19 protein-coding genes are annotated in these 20,335 nt (G+C 70.5%); 13 read left to right on the plus strand and 6 right to left on the minus strand.

Annotation, left to right across the window (positions count from 1 at the left end; genetic code table 11):
• Positions 1-349: 349 nt before the first annotated feature.
• From ACFFRH_RS06735 to ACFFRH_RS06780, 10 genes are all read left to right on the plus strand, one after another.
• Entirely contained in the window at positions 350-1,285 is a 936-nt protein-coding gene (locus ACFFRH_RS06735; protein ID WP_386155001.1) for an ABC transporter permease, read from the plus strand.
• Entirely contained in the window at positions 1,282-2,139 is an 858-nt protein-coding gene (locus ACFFRH_RS06740; protein ID WP_344745892.1) for an ABC transporter permease, read from the plus strand. Before ACFFRH_RS06735 ends, ACFFRH_RS06740 begins: the two co-directional genes overlap by 4 nt.
• Positions 2,136-3,173: an ABC transporter ATP-binding protein gene (locus ACFFRH_RS06745; protein ID WP_344745894.1), complete on the plus strand. Its 1,038-nt coding sequence runs from the start codon at positions 2,136-2,138 to the stop codon at positions 3,171-3,173. The genes ACFFRH_RS06740 and ACFFRH_RS06745 overlap by 4 nt, the downstream gene beginning before the upstream one ends.
• Positions 3,166-4,194: an ABC transporter ATP-binding protein gene (locus ACFFRH_RS06750; protein WP_386155005.1), complete on the plus strand. Its 1,029-nt coding sequence runs from the start codon at positions 3,166-3,168 to the stop codon at positions 4,192-4,194. Before ACFFRH_RS06745 ends, ACFFRH_RS06750 begins: the two co-directional genes overlap by 8 nt.
• On the plus strand, positions 4,191-6,548 hold the full coding sequence (locus ACFFRH_RS06755; protein ID WP_386155007.1) for a CaiB/BaiF CoA transferase family protein: 2,358 nt from the start codon (positions 4,191-4,193) through the stop codon (positions 6,546-6,548). Before ACFFRH_RS06750 ends, ACFFRH_RS06755 begins: the two co-directional genes overlap by 4 nt.
• A gap of 80 nt (positions 6,549-6,628) precedes the next feature.
• Positions 6,629-7,885: an amidohydrolase family protein gene (locus ACFFRH_RS06760; RefSeq protein WP_344745896.1), complete on the plus strand. Its 1,257-nt coding sequence runs from the start codon at positions 6,629-6,631 to the stop codon at positions 7,883-7,885.
• On the plus strand, positions 7,882-8,919 hold the full coding sequence (locus ACFFRH_RS06765) for a peptidyl-alpha-hydroxyglycine alpha-amidating lyase family protein (RefSeq protein ID WP_344745898.1): 1,038 nt from the start codon (positions 7,882-7,884) through the stop codon (positions 8,917-8,919). Before ACFFRH_RS06760 ends, ACFFRH_RS06765 begins: the two co-directional genes overlap by 4 nt.
• Positions 8,916-10,106 (plus strand): uroporphyrinogen decarboxylase/cobalamine-independent methonine synthase family protein, encoded by a 1,191-nt coding sequence (locus tag ACFFRH_RS06770; RefSeq protein ID WP_344745899.1) that lies wholly within the window; start codon positions 8,916-8,918, stop codon positions 10,104-10,106. The genes ACFFRH_RS06765 and ACFFRH_RS06770 overlap by 4 nt, the downstream gene beginning before the upstream one ends.
• A 347-nt stretch (positions 10,107-10,453) precedes the next feature.
• Positions 10,454-11,851, plus strand: a complete 1,398-nt coding sequence (locus ACFFRH_RS06775) for an ABC transporter substrate-binding protein (protein ID WP_344745900.1) — start codon at positions 10,454-10,456, stop codon at positions 11,849-11,851.
• Positions 11,852-11,867: 16 nt separating this feature from the next.
• The gene (locus tag ACFFRH_RS06780) at positions 11,868-12,755 is read left to right on the plus strand and encodes an SDR family NAD(P)-dependent oxidoreductase (RefSeq protein WP_344745901.1); all 888 of its coding nucleotides are present in this window, start codon (positions 11,868-11,870) and stop codon (positions 12,753-12,755) included.
• A gap of 203 nt (positions 12,756-12,958) precedes the next feature.
• On the opposite strand, the gene ACFFRH_RS06785 is transcribed toward ACFFRH_RS06780, so the two are convergent.
• From ACFFRH_RS06785 to ACFFRH_RS06810, 6 genes are read right to left on the minus strand one after another with little or no spacing between them, the layout of a single operon-like run.
• A complete protein-coding gene (locus tag ACFFRH_RS06785) occupies positions 12,959-13,825 on the minus strand; it encodes an amidohydrolase family protein (RefSeq protein WP_344745903.1) in 867 nt (288 codons plus the stop codon).
• Positions 13,822-14,694, minus strand: a complete 873-nt coding sequence (locus ACFFRH_RS06790) for an amidohydrolase family protein (RefSeq protein ID WP_344747180.1) — start codon at positions 14,692-14,694, stop codon at positions 13,822-13,824. Before ACFFRH_RS06790 ends, ACFFRH_RS06785 begins: the two co-directional genes overlap by 4 nt.
• Positions 14,691-15,101, minus strand: coding sequence for a lipocalin-like domain-containing protein (locus ACFFRH_RS06795; RefSeq protein WP_344747179.1), 411 nt, complete (start codon positions 15,099-15,101; stop codon positions 14,691-14,693). The genes ACFFRH_RS06790 and ACFFRH_RS06795 overlap by 4 nt, the downstream gene beginning before the upstream one ends.
• Entirely contained in the window at positions 15,098-15,865 is a 768-nt protein-coding gene (locus ACFFRH_RS06800; RefSeq protein WP_344747178.1) for an HpcH/HpaI aldolase family protein, read from the minus strand. The genes ACFFRH_RS06795 and ACFFRH_RS06800 overlap by 4 nt, the downstream gene beginning before the upstream one ends.
• Positions 15,862-16,791: a cupin domain-containing protein gene (locus tag ACFFRH_RS06805; RefSeq protein WP_344747177.1), complete on the minus strand. Its 930-nt coding sequence runs from the start codon at positions 16,789-16,791 to the stop codon at positions 15,862-15,864. Before ACFFRH_RS06805 ends, ACFFRH_RS06800 begins: the two co-directional genes overlap by 4 nt.
• Before the next feature lie 17 nt (positions 16,792-16,808).
• Positions 16,809-17,699: a DUF6282 family protein gene (locus ACFFRH_RS06810; RefSeq protein WP_344747176.1), complete on the minus strand. Its 891-nt coding sequence runs from the start codon at positions 17,697-17,699 to the stop codon at positions 16,809-16,811.
• A gap of 227 nt (positions 17,700-17,926) precedes the next feature.
• Between ACFFRH_RS06810 and ACFFRH_RS06815 the strand changes: the two genes are divergently transcribed.
• Genes ACFFRH_RS06815 through ACFFRH_RS06825 form a run of 3 tightly spaced genes read left to right on the plus strand, consistent with a single transcriptional unit; the run spans position 17,927 to position 20,322 of the window.
• Positions 17,927-18,688: a CoA-transferase subunit beta gene (locus ACFFRH_RS06815; RefSeq protein ID WP_344747175.1), complete on the plus strand. Its 762-nt coding sequence runs from the start codon at positions 17,927-17,929 to the stop codon at positions 18,686-18,688.
• A 6-nt stretch (positions 18,689-18,694) separates the two neighbouring features.
• Entirely contained in the window at positions 18,695-19,543 is an 849-nt protein-coding gene (locus ACFFRH_RS06820) for an alpha/beta fold hydrolase (protein WP_344747174.1), read from the plus strand.
• Positions 19,540-20,322 (plus strand): alpha/beta fold hydrolase, encoded by a 783-nt coding sequence (locus ACFFRH_RS06825; RefSeq protein ID WP_344747173.1) that lies wholly within the window; start codon positions 19,540-19,542, stop codon positions 20,320-20,322. Before ACFFRH_RS06820 ends, ACFFRH_RS06825 begins: the two co-directional genes overlap by 4 nt.
• The last annotated feature ends 13 nt before the right edge of the window (positions 20,323-20,335 follow it).

Below are 20,335 nucleotides of genomic sequence, written 5' to 3' on the forward strand. Positions count from 1 at the left end.
GTCCCCATACTGTGCCGCGGCCCACGGTGCCACCTCGCCCCGTCGGCTATACGTGGTAACCGACGCGCGCCCGCAGCCGTCTGACCGTGACGGCGTTTCGGGTGGTCACCGCCTTGCGACGGGCGCCCGGTAACGATCCCGAAACCGCCCATTTACGCAACGGCTCCCTCTTGACGCCCACGTAACCGCAGGGCAGCATTGCGTTTACAACTATTGCACATTTTGTCCCATTATCGGACAACAGCGCAGTGGATCGATGTTGCACGAACGGAGTCGGCGAGTGCCTCGCCCGGCTCCGCGCACTCTTCGTTCCACGTAGCGCTGGACGGAGGTGGCGGTGAGCGCGGGCATGGTAATTCGCCGGCTCGGCGGCGGTCTGCTGGTCTTGTGGCTTGTTTCGATTCTCACCTTCCTGCTGGTACAGCTGATTCCCGGCGACCCGGCGGAAGTGATCGCCGGCGAGAACGCCACCGTGGCCGAAGTGGCCAGGATCCGTGTCGAACTCGGCTTGGACAAACCCGTCCTGGAGCAGTACTTCGGCTGGTTCTCCGGCATCCTGCATGGAGATCTCGGCAACTCGTTGTTCACCAACAGGTCCGTCGCGGACACGATCATCGAGGCGGCACCGCCGACCGTGGTCATCACCCTGATGGCGATCATGATCGCCGTCGTGCTCGGCGTGACGGTCGGCACCGTCGCGGGCCTCACCCAGGGAAGCTGGATCGACCGGACCGTGTCCGCCCTCGCCACCCTCGGCATCGCGATGCCGAGCTTCTGGCTGGCGATGGTGCTCGTGTCCGTGTTCGCGCTGGCCAACCCCTGGCTGCCGGCGACCGGATATGTCGACTTAAGGGAGGGATTCGGGGAGTGGCTCTCCTACGTGATCCTCCCGTCCACGGCGCTCGGGGTGGCCACGGCGGCCGAGCTCGCCAGGCACACCCGAGGCTGTGTGGCCGACGTGCTCACTCGCCCGTATGTGCGCACGGCACGGGCCCGAGGCGCCTCGGGCATGTGGCTGGTCCGGCGGCACATCCTGCGTAACGCGGCCATCCCCGTGGTGACCGTGCTCGGTCTGCAGGCCGGGCGGCTCCTCGGCGGAGTCATCGTGGTGGAGGCCGTGTTCGGCATCTCCGGACTCGGCTCCCTCGCCATCAACTCGGTGCTGCAACGGAACTACCCGATGATCCAGGGATACGTCCTGTTCAGCGCCGTCATCGTGGTGGCGATCAACCTCATCGTGGACCTGGCCTACGGCTGGATCAACCCGAAGGTGCGTACGGCATGACCACGGCCACCCGAAGCGCCCGTCCTCGCCATGTCCTGCGCTCGACCCTGCGCAGGCCGTCCAGTGCGATCGCCGTCGGATTCATCGTCGCCCTCGTCTTCTTCGCGATCGCCGGGCCTCTCGTCTACCCGCACGACCCGGAGGCCCAGAACCTCGGCAACAGGTTCGCCGATGTCGGCTTCACGCATCTGCTCGGCACCGACGAGTTCGGCCGTGATGTCGCGAGCCGGATCATCCAGGCGTCGCGCATCGCCGTCGTCGCCCCGCTCATCTCGGTGGGCGTCGCGTTGCTCATCGGCCTGCCGCTCGGGCTGTGGGCCGGTCTGCGCCGCGGTGTCGTCGACACCGTCGCGGGCCGGCTGGCCGACACGATCCTCAGCCTCCCCGCCCTCGTCGGGGCGCTCGCCATCGTCGCCGTGCTCGGCCCGGGGCTCGTCAACGCCATGTTCGCGATCGGCATCATCTTCGCCCCCGGTCTGTTCCGTGTCGTACGCGGGGCGACGCTGGCCGTGGCGGAGGAGACCTTCGTGGACTCGGCGGTGGCGATCGGCTCGTCCACCCGGCGGACCCTCTGGGTGCACATCCTGCCCAACATCGCCGCTCCGCTGCTGGTCCAGGTCACGATCCTGATGGGCGTCGCACTCCTGGTCGAGGCGAGCCTGAGCTTCATCGGTCTCGGAGTCCAGCCACCCGACGCGAGTTGGGGCTCGATGCTCAAGGCCGCGTACACCAACCAGTTCCACTCGCCCTTCTCGGTGGTGCCGCCCGGAATCGCGATGGTACTGACCGTGCTCGCGTTCAACACGATCGGTGACTCGATCCGTGACGCCGTCGGACTCAGGAGGCGTACATGACAGCAGGACCGGCACGGCGAAGCGATGCCGGCGCCACCGAGCCGCTGCTCTCCGTCGAGGGCCTCACCATCGACCTGCCCGGCGGCTCCAGACAGCCCGGCCTGGTCGAGGACGTCACCTTCGAGGTGCGCAAGGGGCAGGCGGTCGCGCTGATCGGCGAGTCCGGCTGCGGCAAGTCGCTCACCTCCATGGCGATCCTGGGCCTGTTGCCCGCGGCCGTCCGGGTCGCGGCGGGCTCGATCCGCTTCGACGGGGTGGACCTGCTCACCTGCGACCGGCGGCAGCTTCGCCGGATCCGCGGCGGGCCAGTCGGCATGGTCTTCCAGGAGCCGATGAGCAGCCTCAACCCGACGATGACCGTCGGCGACCAGATCGCCGAGGTGCGACGGCTGCACCTGGGCGAGCGGCGGTCGGTCGCGCTCAGGCAGGCGGGACAGTTGCTGAGCCGGGTCGGCATCCCGAACGCCGAGCGCAGGCTCAGGTCCTACCCGCACGAGATGAGCGGCGGCATGCAGCAACGCGTCATGATCGCGGCCGCCATCGCCTGCGACCCGAAGCTGCTGATCGCCGACGAACCCACCACCGCCCTCGATGTCACGATCCAGGCCGAGATCCTGGAGTTGCTGCGCGATCTGCGACGCGACCTAGATCTGGCCGTCCTGCTGGTCACGCACGATCTCGGCGTGGTCGCGGACTTCTGTGACGACGTGGTCGTCATGTACGCCGGTCACGTCGCCGAGCGAACCCCCGTCGACCGGCTCTTCTACGAGCCTCGGCACCCGTACTCCAGCGCGCTGCTCGCCGCCGTGCCGCAGGCGGGCCGGGCCAGGACCGGTTTGACGGTCATCCCGGGCAGGGTCCCGTCCGCGGGCCAGTTCCCCGAGGGCTGCCGGTTCGAGCCTCGCTGCGCGCACAGCGTCGAAGACTTCTGCCGGCGCCCCCAGGCCGACACGACCATCGGCGACGACCGCCGCACGCGATGCGGACGCGTCGCCTCCGGCGACCTGATTCTGAAGGGGGCCGTTCGTGGCTGAGGATCGTGTGGTTCTGCGCGTGCGCGGCCTGACCAAGTCGTTCCCGCTGCGCCGCGGCCTGCTGGGCCGGACGCTGGAGAGCGTCCAGGCCGTCGACGGAGTCGACCTGGAGGTACGGGCCGGCACCACGGTCGGCATCGTGGGCGAGTCCGGATCGGGCAAGACGACGGTGGGCCGGCTGATGGCCCGGCTGCTCAAGCCCGACCAGGGCACGGTCGAGGTGGAGGGCAAGGACGTCAGCAGAGCGCGCGGCAGCGAGCTCAAGGAGATGCGCAGCAAGCTCCAGGTCATCTTCCAGGATCCGTACGGCGCGCTCGACCCGACCAAGACGATCGGCCACGCCATCGCCGAACCGCTCCTGGTCCACGGCCTGATCAGCCGGGACCAGATGCGTGAGCGCGCCGCCCAGCTGCTCGGCCGGGTCACCCTCGATCCGGCGTTCGTCGACAGGTATCCGGACGAGCTGTCCGGTGGGCAGCGGCAGCGGGTCTGCATCGCCCGCGCGCTGGCGCTCTCGCCGAGCGTTCTCGTCGCCGACGAGCCGACCTCCGCACTGGACCTGTCCACCCGTTCGGAGATCCTCAACCTGCTGCTGTCCATCCAGGAGGACACCGGGCAGGCGGTGGTCCTCGTGTCCCACGACTTCGCCACGGTCAGGCACCTGTCGCACCGGATCGCGGTGATGTACCTGGGCCGGATCGTCGAGGAGGGGACCGCGGAGCAGATCGCCACCGACCCGCGGCACCCGTACACCAAGGCGCTGCTGTCGGCGGTGCCGGTGCCCGATCCGGACGCGCAGCGCTCGCGGCGCCGCACCGTGCTCCGCGGCGAGCTTCCCGATCCGGCGAACCCCCCGTCGGGATGCCGCTTTCGCACCCGCTGCCCGGTCGTCCAGGACGAGTGCGCCCACCAGGACCCGCCGCTGTTGCAGATCGGCGCCGAGCACAGGGTCGCGTGCGTCCTGCACCGGCCGTCGCCGAACGACACGCTGGTCAGCGAGCCTCAGGAGACCTCGCGATGAGCGCCCCCGGAGCTCTGCACGGGATCCGCGTCATCGACTTCGGTCACCACGTCGCCGGACCGCTGGCCGCGGTCATGCTCGCCGACCAGGGAGCCGACGTCGTGCACGTCGACCGTCCGGGCGTCACTCCCCCCGCCGACGACGCGTTCTTCAACCGGGGCAAGCGGCGCATCAGCCTCGACCTGAAGGACGCGGCGGACCTGAGCGTCGCCCGCGACCTCGTCCGGCGGGCCGACGTCCTCATCGAGAACTTCCGGCCCGGGGTGATGGACCGGCTCGGGCTCGGCTGGGAGGAACTGCGCGCCGGCAACCCGCGGCTCGTCTACTGCTCGATGCCGGGCTTCGCGGCCGACGATCCGCGCGCCGGTGTCCCGGGCTGGGAGGGGGTCATCGCGGCCGCCACCGGCAACTGCCGGATCCGGGCCGGTCACGCGCCGGACGGCTGGGACGACACCCGGCCGACCTACACGGCGATACCCGTCGCGTCCAACTTCGCGGCGTTCTGCGGCGCCTTCGCGATCGTGGCGAGCCTCACCGCCCGGCACCGCACCGGACGAGGTGATCGCGTCGAGGTCCCGCTGTTCAACGCGATGTTCGAGGCGATCGGGGGGAGCGGCGCCTACCCGGTCGCGCAGGGACTGCTGCCGGAGCGGGCGATCAGTTCCAACGGCAGTGGCACGTACCGCTGCGCGGACGGCGGGTACGTGCAGTTCAACCCGATCGGCGCGACGCCCCGCTTCCTCACCTGGTTCCTCGACGCGGCCGGGGTGACGGCCTGGACGGGCGATGGCCTGACCGACCGCGCCCGGATGGATCGCGACCCGTCGCTGCGCCGGCTGCTGCACGACCGGCTCACCGCGCTGTTCCAGACCCGCCCCGCGGGCGAATGGGAGGAGCTCGCCAACGCGGCGGGCGTCCCGCTCGCCGCGGTCCGGACGCTGGCCGAGTGGCTGGAGACCGACCACGCGCTCGCCTCCGGGCAGGCCGTCGTGGTCGACGATCCGGAGCTCGGCGCGACGGTGATGCCCGGCTCGGCGGTGTGGCTGTCCGCCACCCCCGTGCCGCCCGGCAGGCCACGGCACCTGCCCGACGCGGACCGCGCCGAGATCCTCGCCGAACTCACCTCGCCACCCGCTGACCCGCCGCGCGGCGAGGGCGAGGGCGCGCCGGTCTCCCTGCCCTACACGGGACGGCGGGTCGTCGACCTCACCCAGATTCTGGCCGGGCCGAGCGCGGGACGGATTCTGGTCGAGTTCGGGGCCGACGTCGTCAAGATCAACTCACCGCAGCGGCGCGTCGGCGCGCACGGGTTCGTCAACCGTGGCAAGCGGACGGTCCTCGTGGACGTGAAGTCGAGCCAGGGCCAGCAGATCCTCTGGCGCCTCATCGACGACGCGGACGTGCTGACCCACAACTTCCCCGAGCGGACCGCCGAACGCTACGGCCTCGGCTACGAGCACGTCCGGGCCCGCCGTCCCGACATCGTCTACGTCTCCGTCAGCTGCTACGGCTACGGCGGGCCCTGGTCCGGCCGCCGGGGGTACGAGACCCAGGGGCAGGCCGCGACCGGGATCATGACCCGGACGGGCGGCGACGGCCGACCGGCCGTGCTGGGCCCGTACAACCTCCTGGACTACGGCACCGGCGCCATGGCCGCCTTCGCGAGCGCGGTGGGTCTCTACCATCGCGAGCTGACCGGAGAAGGCCAGCAGGTGCACACCTCCCTGACCCAGACCGGCGGCTACCAGCAGGCGAGGTTCGCGGTGCGCCCCGCACCCGGGCTCCCGGATGCGGAGCGAGGCCGGCACCGCCCCGCGGCCGAGCCGTGCGGGCCGTCGGCCCTGGGAGTCGACCCGTGGCACCGGTTCTACCGGGCGTCCGACCGATGGTTCTTCCTCGGGGCGACCCGGGGCGGCCTACCCGTGCTCCGCGAGGTTCCCGGCCTGAAGGAGGCACTGTCCGGCCTGGACGGGGCCGACGACGACGCGGTGGCCGCGGCCCTGGAGACCGCCTTCCACACCGGCACCGCCCGTGAGTGGACCGGCCGCCTCACCGCGGCGGGGCTGGGCGCGCATCCGGTCACGACCCTCGTGGAGCTGATGACCGACACGTGGGCCCGATCGAGAGGGCTCACCGTGAGCCAGATCTCCGAGGAGGTCGGCGAGGTGGTGATGCCCGGCATCGCGATCCGGGTGCACGGCAACCCGCCGCGCCTGGGCCACCCGGTACGCCGACCGGGCGCCGACGCGCGCGAGGTGCTGAGCCGGATCGGACTCGCCGACTCGGCCGAGGCACTCGAACGAGGCTGGGCCGTGCAGATGACCGCGCTGCCCCCTGGCTGGGACCACTTCTGACCCCGGACCGGCAACCGAACAGCACATCCCAGGCCCGCTGGGCGGGACGTGCCGCGATCGCGGCACTGACAGGAGGACTGATGAGCGACGACCCGGTCACCCGGTACGACCTGTTGATCAAGGGCGGCCAGGTTCTGGACCCCGGGCAAGGACTCGACGGCGTCATGGACATCGCCGTCACCGGCGGCCGGATCACCAAGGTGGGCGAGGACATCCCCGGCGACTCGGCCCGCCGGGTGATCGACGCGAGCGGCTCCGGGCGCTACGTCGTCCCCGGGTTGATCGACATCCACACGCACGTCGCGCACGGCGCGATCACCCCGGGTGTGGGCATGGAAGGCTGCGATCCCGACGCCATCGGCGTGCGTTCGGGAGTCACCACGCTGGTCGACGCCGGATCCGTCGGCGTCGCCAACATCGGTGTCTTCTCCGCCTACATCCAGCCGAACGCCAGAACACGGGTCATCCCGTACCTGAACATCGGCAGCTACGCGCACACCATGCCCACCATGATCGACATCAACGACCTGGCCGAGATCGACCCGGTCGCCATCGCGAAGTGCGTCGCCGCCAATCCCGGGCTGGTCCAGGGCATCAAGCTGCGGCTGGTCGGGCCGCTGGTCGCCACGCGGGGCAAGGACATCGTGTCCGCGACCAAGGCGGTGGCCAGGGAGCACGGGCTCCCGCTCATGGTGCACATCGGCGACCTGTCCGCGCGGCGGCGCCCCGATCCGCACCTGCTCGAACCGGCCACCCGGTTCGCCATCGAACAGCTCGACGCGGGAGACATCCTCACCCATCTGTGCACGCCGAACCACGGCGGCGTGATGGACGCGGTGGATCGGATGATGCCCGCCCTGCTCGCCGCCCGCGAGCGCGGGATCACCCTCGACTCCGCGCTGGGCAAGGGCAACTTCGGTTACCGGGTCGCGAGCGAGCAACGCGCGCTCGGGCTCCTCCCCGACACCATCAGCAGCGACCTCACCGCGGCGGGAGAGACCTTCCACTCGCTGCTGGAGTGCATGGCCAAGTTCATGGCCGTGGGCTACACCCTGTCCGAGGTGGTCCAGATGACCACGGCGAACGCGGCGCGGGCGATCGGCGCGGAGCGTGAGCTCGGTGCCATCGCGGTCGGCAGGGAAGCCGACCTCACGGTGCTCGACCTGGTCGAAGGCGACTTCGAGTTCGTCGACACCAAACAGGAGGTCTTCCACGGCGGCTTCGGCCTGCGGCCGGTGCAGACCGTACGGGCCGGCGAGCTGATCGCGCCCGGATGGGGCACTCACCCGTGGGGCTGGCTGCCGGCACCGCGTTCCACCTCCGGGGCGGCGTCGTGACGGACGGGCGGAGGTTCGAGGTCGACGGTGACTGGGAGCGGTTGCCGGACGGGCTGCGGCACGCGGACGTGGCCGCGGTCGACGTGGACGCGGCCGACCGCGTCTATCTGTTCACCCGCTTCGACGGCCAGGTCATCGTGTACGAGCGGGACGGCACCTTCGTCCGGAGCTGGGGAAAGGGCCTGTTCACCACGCCGCACGGGTTGACCGTCGGGCCGGACGGCGGCGTCTACTGCGTCGACGCGGGCGACCACACGGTCCGCAAGTTCACCCCCGAGGGCGAGCAGCTCATGACGCTGGGCACCACCGGGACGGCCTCGGACACCGGGTTCGTCTCCGGCCGGCCGGTGCACGTGCACAGTGTCGAGGGCGTCCGGTACGCGGGCGGGCCGTTCAACCGGCCCACCAACCTCGCCGTCGCCCCGGACGGCGACCTCTACGTGACCGACGGGTACGGAAACAGCCGGGTGCACAGGTTCACCGCGTCCGGTGACCTGATCGGCTCCTGGGGCGAGCCCGGCACCGGCCCCGGTCGGTTCCACCTGCCGCACTGCCTGGACATCGCGGCGGACGGGCGGGTGTTCGTCGGCGACCGCGAGAACGACCGGATCCAGATCTTCACCCCGGACGGGGAGTTCATCGAGGAGTGGACCGACGTCCGGCGCCCGTGCGACCTCACCATCGCCCCGGACGGCTCGGTGTTCGTCGTCGAACTGTGGCGGCCGGCGGGCAAGAGGTCCTTCGTGCACGGCGAGGCACTGGAGGACCAGCCCGCTCGGCTCACCGTGCTGGACCGGCACGGCGACGTGGTCGAGCGGTGGGGAGACTCCACGACGGATCGCACGGCGGTCGGCAACTTCATCGCGCCGCACGGGGTCGCACTGGACTCCCACGGAGACCTGTACGTCGCGGAGGTGACGTACAGCTTCGCCATCAGACCCGGCTGGGTCGCGCCGTCGAGCGGCCGGCACCAACTGCAGAAGTTCCTGCGCGTCGGCGCGGGAGAAGACACCTTGGCTAGGAGACACGTATGAGGCGCGGAAACGGTCGGATTCTCACCACGCACGGCGGCAACCTGCCGCGGCCCAAGGACCTGGACGAGCTGATCGCCCAGGGCGATCAGGAGGCCGTCGACGCGCGCCTGCCCAGCGCGGTGGCCGAGGTCGTCGCCCGTCAGATCGAGTGCGGCCTCGACACCGTCAACGACGGCGAGTACGTCAAGGCCGCGAACCTGACCGCCTACAGCGGTTACATCCACGCCCGCGTGACCGGCTGGGAGACCCTGCCCATCGACCCGAACGTCCCGCCCAAGCGTGAGTACGTCGCCGCGCGCGACAAGGCGGACTTCCCGGGCACCTACGCCTCCGGCCTCTGGCTGGCCGGAGCGGGAGGGCCGGTCAGGCCCGGCTTCTCGACCCCGGGCGCCGCGCCGAAGCCGCCGACGTCGGGCCGGGTGTGCACCTCCCCGATCACCTACATCGGCCAGGACGCCATCGCGGCCGACATCGCGGCGATGAGGACGGCGGTCGAAGGCAAGGAGGTGGACGGTTTCATCGCCGCGCTGGGACCGCTCAGCCTGGGCGCGGGCGCGAGGAACGAGCACTACGCGAGCGAGGAAGAGTACATGTTCGCGGTCGCCGAGGCGCTCCGCGAGGAGTACCGGGCGATCACCGACGCCGGCCTGGTGCTGCAGATCGACGAGCCCGAGTTCGCGACCACCTGGCAGTTCCACCCCACCTGGACGGTCGAGGACCTGCGTCGTTACCTCGAGTTCGCGGTAGAGGTGATCAACCACAGCATCGACGGGCTGCCCACCGAGCAGATCCGGATGCACACCTGCTGGGGCAGCGGTCACCGGCCGCACACGCAGGACATCGGCCTCGAACACATCGCGGACCTGCTGATCAAGGTCAATACCCAGGCCTACGCCATCGAGTCGGGCAACGTCCGGCACGCGCACGAGTGGCGGGTGTGGGAGGACGTGAAACTGCCCGAGGGCAAGATCCTCGCCCCCGGAGTGGTCAGCCACGCCACCGACCTGGTCGAACATCCCCTGCTCGTCGCCGAACGGCTGACGAACTTCGCCAGCGTGGTGGGCAAGGAGAACCTGCAGGCGGGGACCGACTGCGGGATCGGATCGCGCGTGGGCCACGAGGAGATCGTGTGGGCGAAGCTCGCCGCACTCTCCGAAGGCGCCGCGATCGCCAGCAGCCGGTTGTAGGCCGACCGGCCCACAGCTCAAGTCCAGGACCTGGTGGGGGCGTAATTCAGCGTCACGGCTGAAGACGGGTCATCGAGAACCACGGGACACGCGGATGCGGGCCGGCACGTCGACGACGGAGTCGGAGAGCACCGCGAGTCGCCAGTCATACCAGTCAAGCTCGCTTCTGAAATATGGAGGCATAAGCCGTGAAACGAGCAGCAGTAAAGACCGCCGGTGCGTTTCTCGCCACCGGTCTCGCCCTCTCCGGCTGTGGCGCCGGGACGACCGACCAGCCGACGTCGAACGCTTCCGGCACTTCTGGTGATTCCGGCGCTTTTGACAATACGGCCATCCTGCGGTGGGCCGTGCCGGGCAACCCGACCTCCTTCGATCCCCGCAAGGCCGCGCCGTTGGACCCGGTGTTCCTCGACGTGGTCTACGAGCACCTGATCAGCCGGAGTTCGGCCGGTGAGATCGGGCCGGGTCTGGCGACCAAGTGGACGTTCTCGGACGAGAACAAGGTGATCACTCTCAAGCTGCGCGAGGGGGTGAAGTTCCACAACGGTGAGGAGTTCAACGCCGAGGCCGTCAAGGCGTCGCTTGAGGCGTACAAGAAGAGCGGTGCGCTCGTGACGACGCTGTCGGTGCTCGACAAGGTCGAGGTCACCGGCCCGTCCGAGGTGAAGCTCACCTTCTCCGAGCCGGCCGGTTACATGATCAACGTGCTCGCCGGTGAGGCCGGCATCGTGGTCGCGCCCGGTGCGCTCGACGCCGAGGACCTGCCGACGAAGCCGGTCGGCACCGGCGCCTTCGAGATCGACACGCTGCAGGTGGGCAAGGTCACCTTCAAGAAGTTCGAGGGCTACTGGAACGCCGCCGAGACGACCATCGGCGGCCTGGAGATGACGGTCTACTCCGATGAGACGACCCGCCTGCGCGCGGTGAAGTCGGGGCAGGCCGACGGCACCTCGATCACGCCCGGCCAGATCAAGGAGGCCGAGGCCGACGGCCTGACCGTGGTCAGGGGCCCCAACACCACCTTCAACGGAATCCTGCTGAACACCTCCGTCAAGGGGCTCGACAACCCCAAGGTGAGGCAGGCGTTGATGTACGCCATCGACCGCGACGCGATCAGCAAGAACCTGTACGAGGGCGCCTGCGTCTCGGCGGTGCAGCCGTACCAGGAGGGCTTCTGGGCTTACGTGCCCGAGCTGGGCGACGTGTCCTCCTACTACGACCCGGAGAAGGCCAAGAAGCTCCTCGCCGAGGCCGGCTTCCCCAACGGCATGGAGATAACGCTGGAGGTCGGCCCCAACACGTCGTACCAGATACTCGCCCAGGCGCTGCAGGCGCAGCTGCAGCAGGTGGGGATCAAAGCCACGATCAAGGTCCTGGAATTCCAGCAGATGATCACCGCTCGCCGGACCGGCCAGTTCACCGCCACGGTGGCGCTGGTACAGGCCGGCCGGCCCGACCCGAGCCAGTTCGTCGCGGACTTCTACATGAAGGGTGGCGCCTACAACCCGGGCGGCTTCTCCCAGGAGGGGATCGGCGAACTGCTGGCGAAGGCACGGGCCAGTGACGACGTCACGGAGCGGGCGGCGCCGATGCACCAGATCATCAAGGACGTCGCGGCGGCCGGGCCTCCGGTGGTCCCGGTGTGCGGCGTGACCTACGTGGCGGCCTTCCGCAAGGGGGTGACCGGACTCGACGTACCGTCGGTCGGTGACTACCACTACAACTCGGTGAAGATCAGCAAGTAACAGGGAAAGGAAGCCCATGCGGCTCAACGACAAGGTGGCCATCGTCACCGGATCAGGGCGTGGCCTCGGCCGCGCGTACGCCGAGGCGCTGGGCGCGGCCGGTGCCGCCGTGGTGGTGAACGACATCGACGCCGACGTCGCCAAGGAAACCGTCGAGGCGATCACCGGCGCCGGTGGACGTGCCGTCGCCGAGGTGTGCGCCGTCGGTACCACGGAGTCGGCCGACGCCCTGGTGCAGCGGGCCGTCTCGGAGTTCGGCCGCCTTGATGTGATGTGCACGAACGCCGGCGCGCTGCGCGACCGTACGCTGGCCAAGGTCACCGACGAGGAGTTCGACCTCGTGGTGGACAGCCACGTACGTGGCACCTTCACCTGCGGTCGCGCCGCGGTGCGCCGGTTCCGCGAGCAGGGCGGCGGTGGCCGGCTGATCCTGGTCGGCTCACCCGCCGGCCAGTACGGCGGCTTCGGGCAGACGGCGTACGCCGCGTCCAAGGCGGCCATCATCGCCATGGTGCGGGTGTGGTCGATCGAGACGGCGAAGCTGGGCGTGACCGTGAACGCGATCGTGCCCACCGCGCTGACCAGGATGGCGGCGACCATCCCGGCGCTGACCGAGGTCGTCGCCGCGGTCGAGGCCGGCGGCCCGGTCCCGGCCGACCTGCGCCGGCGCGGCATCGGCAAGGTCGAGGACGTGGCGCCGCTCGTCGTCTACCTGGCCTCGGACGAGGCGGCCGGCGTCACCGGGCAGTACATCGGCTTCGGCGGCGACAGGTTCGCGATCTGGGCGCACCCGAAGGAGGCGTTCGTCACGCACCGCGACGGTGGGTGGAGCGCGGAGCAACTCGCCACCGACTTCGCCGGGTTCTCCGAGCACCTGCAGAGCCACCTGCCGCCCCCGAAGTGACCGGCGAGAGCCGTCCCAGCCAGGCTGGGACGGCTCGGCGCGCGGCTCGGCCCTGCGGCTTCGGTGCGGCTCGGCCCTGCGGCTCGGCCGCGAGGGTCGGCGCATGTCAGCCGCGACGGTCAGCGCGTGATCGGCCGCGCTCGGCTGAAGGAGTACGCGTGCTCGGCGTACGAGCCCGTGCTCGGACGTGCGAGACCCTGTGCTCAGCCGAAGTAGAACGCGTGCGAGGCCAGCGAGATCCGCCGGCGTAGCGCGGGATCGGGTACGAGCCGCGCGAAGGAGCCGACGGCGTCACGATAGGTGACCGGATGCCGGGCGCCGACGAACGGCGCGTCGCTGCCCCAGAAGACGTGGTCCGGCCCGGCGGCCCCGATCAGGGTCGCCGCGTGGCCGGCCAGCGTGTCCGGGCTGACGCCGAAGCGGTAGCCCGCGGACAGCTTCACCCACACCCCGCCGCTGTCGAGGGCGCGCAGGAGCGCCGCACCGCCGGCGCCCGTGTAGCCGGTGACCCGGTCCGGGTCGCCGAAATGGTCCACGACGACCTTCACCCCGGAGGCGGTCAGCCGCTCCAGCACCGGCGGCAGCCGGTCACCCTCGATGTTCAGCTCGATGTGCCAGTCGAGGTCCGCGACCCGGAACAGCAGCCGCCGGTACGCCGGGTCGGTGAGATCCGGCAGGTCGGCGAGCCGTCGCCACTGGAACCTGACGCCCACCACGCCGTCGGACTTCATCCGTTCCAGGACGTATCGATCGACGGTGGGCTCGACGATGACGGTCCCGCGCAGCCGCTCGTGCGCCCGCAACGCCTCGATCGTGTAGTCGTTCAGGTCGCCGAGCAGGCTCATCGCCGACAGCACACCGTAGCCGACGCCGTGCTCGTCCATCATCGACACGAAGGCGTCCGCCGTCAGCTCACCCTCGGGCCGGGTCCAGGCCCGCGCCGCGAGGGGCAACGCGCGGGTGAACAGGTGAACATGGGTGTCCACGAGAGGCGCCCCGCCCTCCGGCAGGCCGTCACCCGCCACGCCGTCACCTGGCAGGCCGTCACCCGTCACGGCGTCGCCCGTCACGGCGTCGCGATGCGGTAGAGCGAGCCCGCCGTCCCGCCGAGGACCAGGGCGGCGTCCCTGGTGGACAGGCCGGAGACCGACTCGCGGGCGATCCTGACCATGTCCGCGTAGGCGCCGGCGGTCTGGGTGACGTCCGAACCCCACAGCACCCGCTCGGCGCCGAACCGGGAGACGAGCCATTCGACCACGACCGACGGCGCGCCGCCCGCGGCGATGATCCGGGCGAAGTTGAGCGTCGTCACCTTGACGTGGACCTGCGGCAGGTCGGCCAGCGCGAGCAACTCGCCGGCCCCCGGGTAGGGCTCTGGGCGATCCGCCTCGACGCTCGCGACGTGATCGAGCACGACCGGTGTGTCCGGGAACCCGCGGGCCACCGCGGCGAGCGCGCGCAGGCTCTCGTCTCGGTTCCAGCGGTAGATGTGCAGGCACATCGACAGGCCGAGCTCGCTCGCCTGCCGCCACACCTCGCGCGCCCGCTCGCCGGCGAACCACTCGGCTCCGGGTGTGCCGCCGTGCTGGTTTCCGCCCGGCGAGGTGAGGCGGATGGCCCTGGCGCCGCGCTCCGCCCAGTGGCGTACGCTCCGCGCCGCGTCCGGGGCCTGCGCGTCGAGGACGCACATGGCGGCGAGCCGGTCGGGATGCCGAGCCGCCGAGTCCACCACATAGCTGTTGTCGTAGCCGAACACGTGGGCGCGCTGGACGGCGACCGCGCCCGACAGCCCATGGTCGCGCAGCGCGGCGAGCAACCGCTCCGCGGTCATCGGATCGTCGCGCACGGCGTCGCTGACCGAGCCGCCGGGCGGGTTGAACGGGTAGGCCGGGTCGTTGGTCACCAGGTGCGCGTGCGCGTCGATCAGGGTGGGGGTCATCGGATGCGCTCCCAGGTGAGGATGGGGGTGGGCGGCCTGCCGGGGGTTCGCTCGGCGCGCAGGGTGAGCCGGTCCCCGTCCACGACGGCGAGGCGGACCAGCGTGGCGCCGATCCAGTTGGGGTAGATGGCCGTCTCGACCTGGTGGACGACACGGTCGCCGGACCATTCGTAGCGTCCGCCGTACGCGCCGAAGGTCCGTACGGCGGCGAGCTTCTCCGCGTCGGTGGTCCAGCGCCAGTTCTCCGTCCGCAGGAGCGGGCGGTCACCGGCCATGTACTGCACCGACATGTAGCCGTCGGGACCGTAGATGAGCAGGCCGAGCGGCTCGTCCCCGAGGGGGCGCGCACCGTCGTCGGACTCGCCCTCCATGACGTAGTCGATCAGCCGCCAGGTGCCGACGATCATGAGGTCGCGCCCATCTGCTCCCGGAACGCCCGCGCCATCGAGTGGGCCGTACGGGCGAGCATGGTGGCGTCGTTGCCCATGATGAGGAACTGGTGGCCGAGGGCGGCGGTCCGGACGGCCGACGACGCGTCCGTACACGCCGCGCCGCAGGGCTTGCCCGCCGCGGCGGCCGCGGCCCGCGCCCGGTCGAGCGACTCCTCGACCACGGGATCGTTCATGCGGGCCCCGAGCGCGAGGGAGAGGTCACCGGCGCCCAGGAACACCGCGTCGACTCCCGGCACGGCGAGAATGCCGGCGGCGGCGTCGATCGCCGCGGGGCTCTCCAGCTGGGGGACGCAGACGACGTCCTCGTTGCCGACCCGGACGTACTCGTCTCGGGGCGTCAACCCCCACTTACCCGCGCGGCTGGTGCCGCCCGCTCCCCGCCGGCCGAGGGGCGGGAAGCGGGTGGCCGCCACCACCCGCTCGGCGTCGGCGACCGAGTCGACGCGGGGGACGAGGATGCCCCGGGCGCCGGCGTCGAGGACCCGCTGGATGGTGCTGCCCCGATGGTCGGGCACGCGTACCAGGGGATCGACGCCGTACGCCGAGGCCGCACTGATCATCCGGGCCGCGAGGGTGAGGTCGAGCGGGGAGTGTTCGAGATCGATGACCACGAAGTCGAATCCGGCGCTGGCCATGATGTCGACGCTCTCGACGGTCGCCAGCTTGATCCAGGTGCCCAGCCGCGGCGTCTGCGCGGAGGCGGTCGCGAAGAACGTCATGCGGTCGTGATGTGGTCGGGGGCCGGGTACTCGTCGGCGTTGAGCACCCATCCGGCCTTGGCCGAGAAGTCCGCGCGCGGTGGGCTGAAGACGTCGATGAGCATGTGCACGCCGTCGCCGATCGCCTGGCTGGTGTGCACGGTGGGCGGCGGGATGATCGCGACGGCGGGGCTGCCGACGGCCGCGTGCTCGTCGGCGCGCCACTGCGAACGCTTCGACGTCCAGGGCGTCCGGACATGATGGATGTAGTCACCGGCGACGGTGAGCGAGCACTGCTCGAAGTCGTCGTGGTGGTGGGGGGAGAGCCGATCGGGATCGCGCGGGCCGTCCTTGGGATCCCCGAAGTTGACCATGAAGGCGCTGGACCGGAAGATGCGGCCGAACCGGCCGGGTCGCAACGGGAAGTCGGCGTTGCGGTAGACGCGCAGACGGTGGCCCGCGGGCGGCTCCGGCCACGGCTCCAGCGGGGCGACGCGCGGGTGGGGCTCGGCGTACTCCGAGGCGTTGCCGCAGCGTGCGAGGAGGTCGGTGGTCCGGACGTCGAACAGGCGGACCAGGTCGGCGTCGCCGTGCGCGGTGAGCTCGCTGTCGCCGGGTGGCACGATGACCACGCCGCTCCCGGTCACCGTCCGGCTTTCCGCGCCGGCCGTCACGTCGATCGTGATGTCGTCGTGGGGGAGGACGACGACGTACTCCTCCCGCTGCGCGGCCGCGTCGCGGCGGAGCGCGTCGCCGGGGACCAGGCGGGTGAAGGCGAGCACGAAGTTCTGGCCGCGGACGTACCAGGTCTTGCTGCCGAGCTCGGTGACCTCGTCGGGCGGCAGCGCGAGGAACTCGTAGGTGGCGAGCGCGGCGATGGGGGCGTTCGGATTCGTCGTGACCGGTGCCGTGTTGAGCGCGGCGCGAGGATCGTTGGGGGCGTACATGTGATCCGTCCTTACAGTCAGTCGTCCAGGCCGAGCAGGTACGACGGGTTGACGCGGACTATCTGCCGCAGGTCCTTCTCGGGCAGCCCGAGATCGAGCAGCGCGGACCCGACCCGGATGAAGGAGTCGACCGGCATCGGGCGGCCGACCTGGCCTAGGTCGGAGGCGAGCACGGTGTGCTCGGGCCCGACCCGCTCGATCCAGTCCATCAGCACCTCCGGACCCCACCGCACGTTCGCCACCTCGGGGTCGTACATGCTGGTCTCATGCTCGATGTAGGCGCCGAGCGCGACGAAGTCCCGGCACTGCGCCGGGTCGGAGCCGATCACGAAGTTCGGATGGCTCACCACCAGCCGCCGGACTCCGGCCTCGCGCGCGGCGGTGAAGACCTCCCGGATGTCGTCGGGGGCCATGTGCCCGGCGGAGAGCAGCGCGCCGGTCTCGGCGATGACCGCGATGACCTGGCCGACCTCGGGGATGAGCTCGCCATCCGGGCCACGCACGTCGACCTGGGTGGTGGTGAGGGGGATCGTCGGCGTGGGGAAACCGCCGCCGGAGTTGTGATGGTCGACGTGCGCGCTGGAGGAGATGGTGGGAAACCAGACACACCGCCCGCCCATCCGCAGGCACATCTCCACCGCGTACGGGTTGATGCCGCCGACCTGGTTGTTCAGCGCGATGCCGCCGTAGACGGCGGTGCTCACGCCTTTCAGCCGATCGCTCATCGCGAGGAGGTCCATCACCGTGTTGTGGTGGTGGGACTTCGCCAGGAAGGCGCGCATGCCCAGCCGCGCGCCGTCCTCGGCGGCCTGGACATGGTCGAACTTGCGCGGCAGCGGGTTGGGCCCGGAGTGGCAGTGCAGGTCGACGAGGCCGTGCAGGATTCGCTCGACAGCGGGTCGGGTCATCGTTGCTCCTCCTGCGCGGCAGCCACCGGCCAGGGCGCGACGACCCTTGACAGAAACACCGCCACGATAGCATTGTTACAAATTACGGACTTACTGTACGATAAATGCGACTCGCTGTTCTGACAAGCACTTGTCCCGGCGAGATGTTCCAGCGCGACGACCTGCGCTGTCGCTCAAACCCGATTGGGGGCCACGTGCCGGAGGCGACCTATACCTGGGCGGAGATGATGGCGATCTCCATTTCGCACGAGATGGCCGACGGTGCCTTCGGCTCCGTGGGCGCCGCATCGCACATTCCCGCCGCCGGGCTGCGCCTGGCGCAGCTCACCCACGCGCCCAACCTGTCCTTCTTCTGTGGAGGCAGCGGTGCGATGAACCCGAAGATCCAGCGGTTGACCGAGTCCTCGGCCGACTACCGCAACCTCGTGACCAGCGAATATCACTTCAGTCTCGACGACGTCGTGGACTTCGAGACGGCGATGCGCTTCGACTTCGCGTTCCTGGGCGGAATGCAGATCGACAAGCACGGAAACCTGAACATGGCCATGATCGGCGACTGGGACAAGCCGAAGGTGCGTGGACCCGGCACCATCGGCCTGATCTTCCTCGGCGGCTTCAAGACCAGCTACATCTACACCCAGCACCACACGCCGAAGATCTTCGTGGACAAGGTCGACTTCATCAGCGGCGCGGGCTGGCTCGACGGCGGCGACGCCCGCTCCAAGGTCTTCCGCCCGGAGTCCGACGGGCCCCGGCGGGTGTTCACCCCCCTGGGCGTGTTCGACTTCGAGCCGGAGAGCAAGCGGATGCGCCTGATCAAGGTGCACCCGTGGAGCAGCATCGAGAAGATCCAGGCGGCGACCGGATTCGAGTTGCTGATCGCCGACGACGTGCAGACCGTCGGCGCCCCCAGCGACGAGGAGCTCACCCTGCTCCGGACCCAGGTCGACCGCGACGGTGTGCTGCGCCGCTACCCGTCCGTGGCCTGAGCGCTCATGGGCTTTCACGATCGGTACGTTGTCGTCGACGGCTGCACGACCCACTATCTGGAGGCCGGGGACGGTCCTCCGCTGATCCTCCTGCACGGCGGCGAGTACGGCGCCTCGGCCCGGCTCGCCTGGGAGAACTGCATCCCGGCGCTCGCCGAGCACCATCGCGTGCTGGCGCTCGACTTCGTCGGCTTCGGGCACAGCGACAAACTTCGCGACTTCGGCGGCCAGCGCCGTCTCATGCGACGGCAGGTCTCCGGCGTACTGCGCACCCTGCGCGTCGGCTCGGCGGACTTCATCGGTACGTCCCTCAGCGGGCGGCTGCTGCTCGACATCGCCAACCGGCCGTCACCCGAGTGGCCGATCCGGTCGATGGTCGTGGTGGGCACCGGTCTGGCCGCCCCGGCGGCCGAGGCCCGCGCCGTGCTCGAGGACTTCGACGGCACGCTCGACGGCCTGCGCCCGTCGATGGACGTCCTCTTCCACGACCCGCGTTGGAAGAACAGCGAGGACTACCTGCGCCGCCGCCATGAGTACTGCATGGTTCCCGGGGCGTGGGAGACCGCCGCGGCGGGCGGTCTGCGCGCGCCGGGACGTGACGGCGGCGAACGACGGCCGCACGTGCGCCCGCCCGCCCGCGACTACGGGGGCATCACCGTGCCCACCTGTCTCGTCAGGGGACAACATGACCGGCTGGTACCACCGCTGACCTGGCAGGAACTCGCGACGCAGATCCCGTACGCGCGGACCGAGACGATCGGCGGCAGCGGTCACTATCCGCAGATCGAGCGCTCGGAGGAGTTCGTCGAGGTGGCGCTCGGGTTCCTCGCGCGAACGAAGGCGGAGGCGCGATGACCGACCTCCACCTTGAGTCCGGCGGCGACGACGACGGCCCCGCGGTGCTCTTCCTGCACGGCTCCGGCGCGTCCGGAGCCGTCTGGAAGCCGGTGCTGGAGCGGCTTCGCGAGCGCGGGACCCGGTACCGGTGGCTCGTCGCCGACCTGCCGGGGCACGGCCGCTCGGGCCATCGCGAGGACTACTCGCCCGAGGGTTACGCGGGCGCGGTGTCCACCGCGCTCGCCGGCGTCCTGGGCGAGAACGCGTCGCTGAACGTCGTCGGTCACTCGCTCGGCGGGATGGTCGGGATGACCATCGCCGACGGGACCTACGGCGTCACGGTCGAGTCCCTGACGGTGATCGCGATGAAGGTCTCCTGGACCGGGGAGGAGCTGGCCAGGCGGGCCGCGACGGCCGACCGGCCGGTCCGGATCTTCCCCGGAGAGGAAGAGGCCCGCGAGCTGTTCGGGCGGGTGTCGGGTCTGCGAGGACCCGCGTTCACCGACGAGGACCGCGCCGGCGGGATCACGGCACGCGACGGCGGCTACGCGCTCTCCGGCGATCCGGGGATCGCCAAGGCCGGCCCGGCCACCGGCCCCGAACTGGCCGCGCGCATGCGCAAGGTGACCTGCCCGGTCGAACTGGCCTGCGGCGATCACGATCCCGGCATCGAGCCGGCGGACCTGGCCCGGGTACTCGGGCACCCGGTCACCGTGCTGCCCGGCGCGGGGCACAACGTCCACATCGAGCGCCCCGGCCTCATCGCCGACCTGGTCGAGCGGGCACTCGGCCGCTGACGAACGGACACTC

It is taken from the genome of Streptosporangium vulgare, from assembly GCF_042428775.1.
Lineage (GTDB): Bacteria > Actinomycetota > Actinomycetes > Streptosporangiales > Streptosporangiaceae > Streptosporangium > Streptosporangium vulgare.

Excerpts from the sequence above, each read along its gene's own strand:
- ACFFRH_RS06810 (WP_344747176.1), bottom strand. The coding sequence starts at position 17,699 with ATGACCCGACCCGCTGTCGAGCGAATCCTGCACGGCCTCGTCGACCTG.
- ACFFRH_RS06735 (WP_386155001.1), top strand. The coding sequence starts at position 350 with ATGGTAATTCGCCGGCTCGGCGGCGGTCTGCTGGTCTTGTGGCTTGTT.
- ACFFRH_RS06740 (WP_344745892.1), top strand. The coding sequence starts at position 1,282 with ATGACCACGGCCACCCGAAGCGCCCGTCCTCGCCATGTCCTGCGCTCG.
- ACFFRH_RS06760 (WP_344745896.1), top strand. The coding sequence starts at position 6,629 with ATGAGCGACGACCCGGTCACCCGGTACGACCTGTTGATCAAGGGCGGC.
- ACFFRH_RS06755 (WP_386155007.1), top strand. The coding sequence starts at position 4,191 with ATGAGCGCCCCCGGAGCTCTGCACGGGATCCGCGTCATCGACTTCGGT.
- ACFFRH_RS06815 (WP_344747175.1), top strand. The coding sequence starts at position 17,927 with ATGGCGATCTCCATTTCGCACGAGATGGCCGACGGTGCCTTCGGCTCC.
- ACFFRH_RS06805 (WP_344747177.1), bottom strand. The coding sequence starts at position 16,791 with ATGTACGCCCCCAACGATCCTCGCGCCGCGCTCAACACGGCACCGGTC.
- ACFFRH_RS06790 (WP_344747180.1), bottom strand. The coding sequence starts at position 14,694 with ATGACCCCCACCCTGATCGACGCGCACGCGCACCTGGTGACCAACGAC.
- ACFFRH_RS06770 (WP_344745899.1), top strand. The coding sequence starts at position 8,916 with ATGAGGCGCGGAAACGGTCGGATTCTCACCACGCACGGCGGCAACCTG.
- ACFFRH_RS06795 (WP_344747179.1), bottom strand. The coding sequence starts at position 15,101 with ATGATCGTCGGCACCTGGCGGCTGATCGACTACGTCATGGAGGGCGAG.
- ACFFRH_RS06825 (WP_344747173.1), top strand. The coding sequence starts at position 19,540 with ATGACCGACCTCCACCTTGAGTCCGGCGGCGACGACGACGGCCCCGCG.
- ACFFRH_RS06820 (WP_344747174.1), top strand. The coding sequence starts at position 18,695 with ATGGGCTTTCACGATCGGTACGTTGTCGTCGACGGCTGCACGACCCAC.
- ACFFRH_RS06800 (WP_344747178.1), bottom strand. The coding sequence starts at position 15,865 with ATGACGTTCTTCGCGACCGCCTCCGCGCAGACGCCGCGGCTGGGCACC.
- ACFFRH_RS06780 (WP_344745901.1), top strand. The coding sequence starts at position 11,868 with ATGCGGCTCAACGACAAGGTGGCCATCGTCACCGGATCAGGGCGTGGC.
- ACFFRH_RS06745 (WP_344745894.1), top strand. The coding sequence starts at position 2,136 with ATGACAGCAGGACCGGCACGGCGAAGCGATGCCGGCGCCACCGAGCCG.